6 protein-coding genes are annotated in these 5,752 nt (G+C 63.7%); 1 reads left to right on the top strand and 5 read right to left on the bottom strand.

The window, feature by feature from the left end:
• The 5 genes from G113_RS18610 to G113_RS18630 all read right to left on the bottom strand — a co-directional run.
• Positions 1-894 (bottom strand): VWA domain-containing protein (locus tag G113_RS18610; protein ID WP_005908605.1); only part of this gene is annotated, 894 nt, incomplete at its 3' end.
• 49 nt (positions 895-943) lie between these two features.
• The gene (locus tag G113_RS18615) at positions 944-1,864 is read right to left on the bottom strand and encodes a VWA domain-containing protein (RefSeq protein ID WP_005908607.1); all 921 of its coding nucleotides are present in this window, start codon (positions 1,862-1,864) and stop codon (positions 944-946) included.
• On the bottom strand, positions 1,861-2,361 hold the full coding sequence (locus tag G113_RS18620; RefSeq protein ID WP_005908610.1) for a DUF4381 family protein: 501 nt from the start codon (positions 2,359-2,361) through the stop codon (positions 1,861-1,863). The genes G113_RS18615 and G113_RS18620 overlap by 4 nt, the downstream gene beginning before the upstream one ends.
• On the bottom strand, positions 2,358-3,269 hold the full coding sequence (locus G113_RS18625; protein WP_005908612.1) for a DUF58 domain-containing protein: 912 nt from the start codon (positions 3,267-3,269) through the stop codon (positions 2,358-2,360). The genes G113_RS18620 and G113_RS18625 overlap by 4 nt, the downstream gene beginning before the upstream one ends.
• Positions 3,260-4,210, bottom strand: a complete 951-nt coding sequence (locus G113_RS18630) for an AAA family ATPase (RefSeq protein WP_005908614.1) — start codon at positions 4,208-4,210, stop codon at positions 3,260-3,262. The genes G113_RS18625 and G113_RS18630 overlap by 10 nt, the downstream gene beginning before the upstream one ends.
• Before the next feature lie 183 nt (positions 4,211-4,393).
• Here G113_RS18630 and fadI point away from each other — a divergent pair, with 183 nt between their 5' ends.
• Positions 4,394-5,704: an acetyl-CoA C-acyltransferase FadI gene (gene fadI, locus G113_RS18635; protein ID WP_005908616.1), complete on the top strand. Its 1,311-nt coding sequence runs from the start codon at positions 4,394-4,396 to the stop codon at positions 5,702-5,704.
• Positions 5,705-5,752: the final 48 nt, after the last annotated feature.

Consider the following 5,752-nt stretch of genomic DNA (forward strand, 5'->3'; position numbering starts at 1 on the left):
TGCCAGCAGCAACAAGGGCAGCAGCAGCCAGGGGCCCAGATCTTGCCGGTGCGCAGGGTCCGGCGCCAGACCGGTGGGCAGGGGGGCGAATAGAGGCAGGCGAGTACCCAGGGGGTGCAGCTCACCGCCGAGGCGAGTGGCCAAATCCGTCATCTGGTTGATATCAGGGGCTGGCAGGCTGCGTCTGCCCAGCGCTTGAGCCAGTTCGGGAGAGAGTTGAACCGGCTGCGCCGTGGCCGCGAGCAGTATATCAAGGCGAGGGGCGCTTGCCTGGCGCAGGCACTGCCAACGTCCCTGGCAGGGCCAAAGATCGGTTATGCGCCGGATCTTATCCGGGGTCAGGCCATCGGTTATCAGCAGCAGACGGGCAGTTTGGCCCGCCGGGATCTGCGCCAATCCCAGCGCCAGGGCTCGCTCGGGGTTGTCGCCTTGCGACGGCATGATACTGGGTCGCAAGTCCGGCAGCAGGCGGGCGATCGCCTCATGATCCCGGGTGGCTGGCATGGCCAGATAGGCATCGGCGGCAAACAGGATCAGGGCTATCCGCTGCCCCTGGCTTTGAGCCAGCAGATCTTGCAGTTGCAGGCGCACCCGAGTGGCGCGATCCGGTGCCAGGTCCTGGGCCTCCATGGAGCCCGCAAGACTCAGCAGCCAGATGTCCAGAGGAGGGGCTGTCTGCTCGGTTTGGCCCCGAACCAGAGCCGGGCCGCACAGAGCCAGGATCGCGGGTAGCGCTGCCCACCAGCGCCAGGGGATCGCAGGCTTGGAGCCGGGCAACAGATAGCGACGCATCAGGGGACTAAGCAGCGGTGACTGACGACGCAGGCGCCAACCGAGCCAGAGCCAGGGGAGCAAGGCCAGCAACCACCAGGGACGCAGCAGGATTAGTTCCATGGCTGGCCTCCGCTCGAAATAACTGGCCAAGTGTGCACTGCCTTTATCCTCATCCTGGCCTCCTTAGCCCCGGCAGCAGAAGCAGGGTGAACAGGAATAGTGGCCATGGATAGAGTTCGGTCAGGGGGCGGTAGCTGTGACCTGCCCTGGCACCCGGTTCCAGCTGGTCGAAGCGCTGATTCATGGCAAGGAGATCTCCTTGGGTGCGAGCGCGAAAATAGTGACCCTGTCCCAGAGTGGCCAACTCGGTGAGCAGAGGTTCATCCAGCTCTGTACTGGGATCTGGCTGGGCCGGGGTCAGCGCTTGGCTGTCTGGATCCGCACCAACCCCCAGGGTGTAGATCTTGAGTCCAGCGGCGACGGCCTGACGAGCCTGAACCAAGGGATCGGCAGTGCCCGCCGTGTTGCGACCATCGGTGATCAGCAGCAGCGCCGCCTCGCGATCAGCTTCTTTATGGGTGTTGGCGAGGGCGATGGCCTCACCGAGCGCCGTGGTACGTCCGACCAGATCAAAATCCAGCTCATCGGCCAGGGTCAACAGCGCTTGGGTCTCTTCTGTCAGCGGGCTGAGCAGGTAGGCGTGGTCGGCGAAGACGATGAGGGCGATCCTGTCACCTTGCCTGGCCAGGATCAGCTGCTTTATCTGTTTGCGCACCGCACTCAGCCTGTCTTGCTGCTGACTGCCGTCAAACATATCCGGGGTGCGCATGCTGTCGGAGAGATCCACGGCCAGCAGCAGATCCCGGCTGTCTTGATACTGGACGATGGGCTCACCGATCAGTTGAGGACGGCACAAGGCCAATACCAGTGCTCCCCACAACAGGGCGCCATACCAGAGTGGCAGACCGCCCTGTGAGCCTTGCAACGCAAAGCCGTCATGGTGCAAACGAGGGCGATGCAAGGGGGGCAGGGAGCGTACCAGCAGGGGCAGCACCAGGGCGAGGGCGAACCAGGGCCAGGCCAATATCATCCGGCCCCCCCTTGGAGATAGCATCGGCCGAGCAGCAGTTGGCGACCCAGGCGCAGGTAGTCGGCATGGATCGCCAGGCATTGGGACTGACTCGGTGATCGGCCGCCATAGAGCCACTCATCCCACTGGTGTTGCCAGCGCAGGAAATCAGTCGGGCCCTGGCTGTCGAGCCAGGCGAGCCAGTCGGCACCTTGCAAGGTACGGCTTATTGGCCAGCGGCGCAGCCCTTCCTGGCGCAACCTCTCGTGCAACCCGACGAACCAGAGACGCTGATCGCCTGCTGGTGGCACTCCGGTGGCCTGGCGCCAGCACCAGTACAGCCAGATCCGGTGGCCAAGCCAGGCGAAAGCGCCGAGCAGCACCAGGAGCAGGGCCAGCAGGAGCAGGGCGCCGAGGCGCGGGTCCAGCCAGCCCGCATCAAGGGGCGGGCCTGGGTGAATATCCCGGATCTGCTCGGCTATCTGTCGTGTGACAATGGTGGCGGCATCCATGGTCATAGGGATTGCCACTGGGTTTGCAGGCTCTGGCCGCTATCGAGCAAGGTCAGGCGCTGCACCAGGGGCAGCAGTCGGGCCTGGCTCAGGGCCAGGTGCTGCTCCGCCTGGATCCGGTAACGGCGCACGAACTGAGGGCTGGAGCCATCGAGCCAGCCCGGGCCGAGTGGACCCGTCACCGGCAGTCGTTCGGTTGCATCGAGGTCGGCTTCCAGGGGATCGCGGAGTTGCCAGTAATGGATGTCGTGGCGCCGGGCGATGAGCCTGAGTTGCCGCTCTTGCGCGGGGGGCGGTGGCATGTGGTCGCTGATGATGGTCAGGCGCGCCCCGTGGGGCAGCCGGGGGCGCAACCGCTCAAGCGTCTGCGCCAGGGGAGTCGGCAAGGGACGGCGCTCGAGTCCGGTCAGGTAATGGCGGCAGATGGCTGGCAACAGCGGCAGAGGAGAGCCCTTGCAGGTGAGGGTTTGAGGGCTTGCGCTGTGAATATGCAATGTCTGGGGATGACGCTCGCCTCGCCAGAGCAGGGCCGCGGCCAGCTCGCACGCCAGCTGGGCCTTGAGGCGCTGTTTCGAACCGAAATAGAGGCCAGGTGAGAGGTCGAGCAACAACCAGTGATGCTGCTCCTGCTCCTCTTCATAGAGGCGGGTGAAGGGGCGGCCGAGCCGGGCCGTGACCCGCCAGTCTATGTGGCGCACCTCATCTCCAGCCTGATAGGGGCGCAGCTCGCGAAAGCTCAGACCGGGCTGGCGGCGCTGGGCACCGCGCTGGGATGGACTCTTGCGCCGCGTGACCTGGGGCCCTCGGGTCAGCAATCGGGTGGCGAGCAGACAGGCAAGGGGCAGTTGCAACTCGGGAGGCCAGCGGTTGGACGCCGGATCTTGGCTGGGCGAGGCGCCATGGCTCAGGGGCATGGCACCCAGTCCAACAGGCGGCGAATGATCTCTTCGGCATCGACACCTTCTGCCTGGGCCTGATAGCTTGGCAGCAGGCGATGGCGCAGCACGGCCGGAGCCAACTGCTGTATGTCTTCGGGCAGCACATAGTCCCGTCCAGCCAGCCAGGCGCGGGCGCGGGCGGCGCGGGCCAAGCCCAGACTGGCTCTGGGGCTGGCACCAAAATCGATCAGGGTGCCCAGCTCGGGGGCTATGCCGCTGCACGGCCGGGTGGCACAGATCAGCTGCACCAGATAGTGGGCTAGCCTGGGCTGCATCATGACATCCAGTACGGCATCGCGAGCCGCTTGCAAGGCATCTGGGCTGATGAGGCAGGGTGAGGGGGGCAATGTCTCCCCCCGTTCATTGAGCTGCAGTATGGCGAGCTCCAGCGCCGGGCTCGGGTAATCGACATTGAGCTTGAACAAGAAGCGATCGAGCTGGGCCTCGGGCAGGGGGTAGGTCCCCTCCTGCTCGATGGGGTTCTGGGTTGCGGCCACCATAAAGAGGCCCGGCAGGCGCCAGCTCTTCTTGCCTACCGTGATCTGACGCTCGGCCATGGCTTCGAGCAGGGTGGATTGCACCTTGGCTGGCGCCCGGTTTATCTCGTCGGCCAACACCAGATGATTGAACAAAGGGCCTGGCTGGAACTGAAAGCTGGCATCCTGAGGGTGAAATACCTCGCTGCCGGTGAGATCGGCCGGCAGCAGATCCGGGGTGAACTGAATGCGGGCAAAACGCCCCTCGATGGCCGTCGCCAGCACCTTGACTGCCCGGGTCTTGGCCAGACCCGGCGCCCCTTCGATCAACACATGCCCTTCACATAACAGGGCGATGAGCAGGCCGTCGATGAGTTCGCCCTGCCCCAGGATCTGGCTGGCAATATGCTCGCGTACTTGTCGAAATTCGGCCAGAGCCATGAGATAAACCTATTGTTTTAATAGAAGTTGATCTTTTTATACTCCAGATACCCTCAGGGTGCGAGAACCGAGTCCCTCCCGGTACAGATTTAGTTTCAATCAGCCGTATGAAACTTGTGAGCGGATTGTTAAGATGTGGCGCAATGAGGTCTGACCTCTACCTGATTAACCCAAGGAGCCAGGATGAAACAGCCTTTACAACTGACGACTCGCCAGGGCGAACGGATTGCCGTCGTGGCGGGTCTGCGTACGCCCTTCGCCAAGCAGGCCACCGCCTTTCATGGGGTGCCGGCGGTGGATCTCGGCAAGTTGGTGGTGAGCGAGTTGCTCGCCCGTACCAGCCTTGATCCCGCCCTCATCGATCAACTGGTGTTCGGCCAGGTAGTACAGATGCCGGAAGCGCCCAATATCGCCCGCGAGATAGTGCTGGGTACTGGCATGAGCGTCAGCACTGATGCCTATAGCGTGTCGCGCGCCTGCGCGACCAGCTTCCAGGCCGTGGCCAATGTCACCGAGTCCATCATGGCCGGTACGGTCGACATCGCCATCGCCGGCGGTGCCGACTCCTCCTCTGTGTTGCCCATCGGCGTCAGCAAGCGGCTGGCCCGCGCCTTGGTCGATCTCAACAAGGCGCGCACTTTCGCACAAAAGTTTGCCATCCTGCGCCGACTCGGCATCAAGGATCTGCTGCCGGTACCGCCAGCCGTGGCCGAATACTCCACTGGCCTCTCCATGGGTCAGACCGCTGAACAGATGGCCAAGAGCCACGGTATCAGCCGCGAGGCGCAAGACGCCCTGGCGCACCGCTCACATAGTTTGGCCGCCCAGGCCTGGGCCGAGGGCAAGCTGGCTCAGGAGGTGTTTGCCGCCCATGTGGCGCCTTATAAGGCGGCCCTTGAGCGCGACAACAACATACGCGAGAGTTCGGACTTGGCCAGTTACGCCAAGCTCAAGCCGGTGTTTGATCGGATGCATGGCTCTGTCACCGCCGCCAATGCCACCCCGCTCACCGATGGCGCCGCCGCCGTGCTGCTGATGCGTGAAGGGCGTGCCAAGGAGCTTGGCCTGGAGCCGCTCGGCTTTATTCGCAGCTTCGCCTTTTCCGCCATCGATGTCTGGCAGGACATGTTGATGGGGCCCTCCTACGCGACCCCCATCGCTCTGGACAGGGCAGGCATCACCCTCAGCGATCTCACTCTCATCGACATGCATGAGGCATTTGCCGCCCAGACCCTGGCCAACGTCAAGATGTTCGCCAGTCGCGATTTTGCCCGGGACAAGCTGGGCCGCGACAGCGCCATTGGCGAGATCGACATGGATAAATTCAACGTGCTGGGGGGCTCATTGGCCTATGGTCACCCCTTCGCCGCGACCGGAGCGCGCATGATCACCCAGACGCTCCATGAGCTGCGCCGTCGTGGCGGTGGATTGGGACTCAACACCGCCTGTGCGGCGGGTGGGTTGGGTGTGGCCATGGTGCTGGAGGTGGAATGATGAGCGAACAAACTTTTCCCTGGATATTCGTAAAGACGGCATCGGCAT

It is taken from the genome of Aeromonas molluscorum 848 (genome assembly GCF_000388115.1).
Taxonomy (GTDB): Bacteria; Pseudomonadota; Gammaproteobacteria; order Enterobacterales; family Aeromonadaceae; genus Aeromonas; species Aeromonas molluscorum.

Coding starts and splice junctions, on each gene's coding strand:
- G113_RS18615 (WP_005908607.1), bottom strand. CDS start 1,864: ATGATATTGGCCTGGCCCTGGTTCGCCCTCGCCCTGGTGCTGCCCCTG.
- G113_RS18620 (WP_005908610.1), bottom strand. CDS start 2,361: ATGACCATGGATGCCGCCACCATTGTCACACGACAGATAGCCGAGCAG.
- G113_RS18625 (WP_005908612.1), bottom strand. CDS start 3,269: ATGCCCCTGAGCCATGGCGCCTCGCCCAGCCAAGATCCGGCGTCCAAC.
- G113_RS18630 (WP_005908614.1), bottom strand. CDS start 4,210: ATGGCTCTGGCCGAATTTCGACAAGTACGCGAGCATATTGCCAGCCAG.
- fadI (WP_005908616.1), top strand. CDS start 4,394: ATGAAACAGCCTTTACAACTGACGACTCGCCAGGGCGAACGGATTGCC.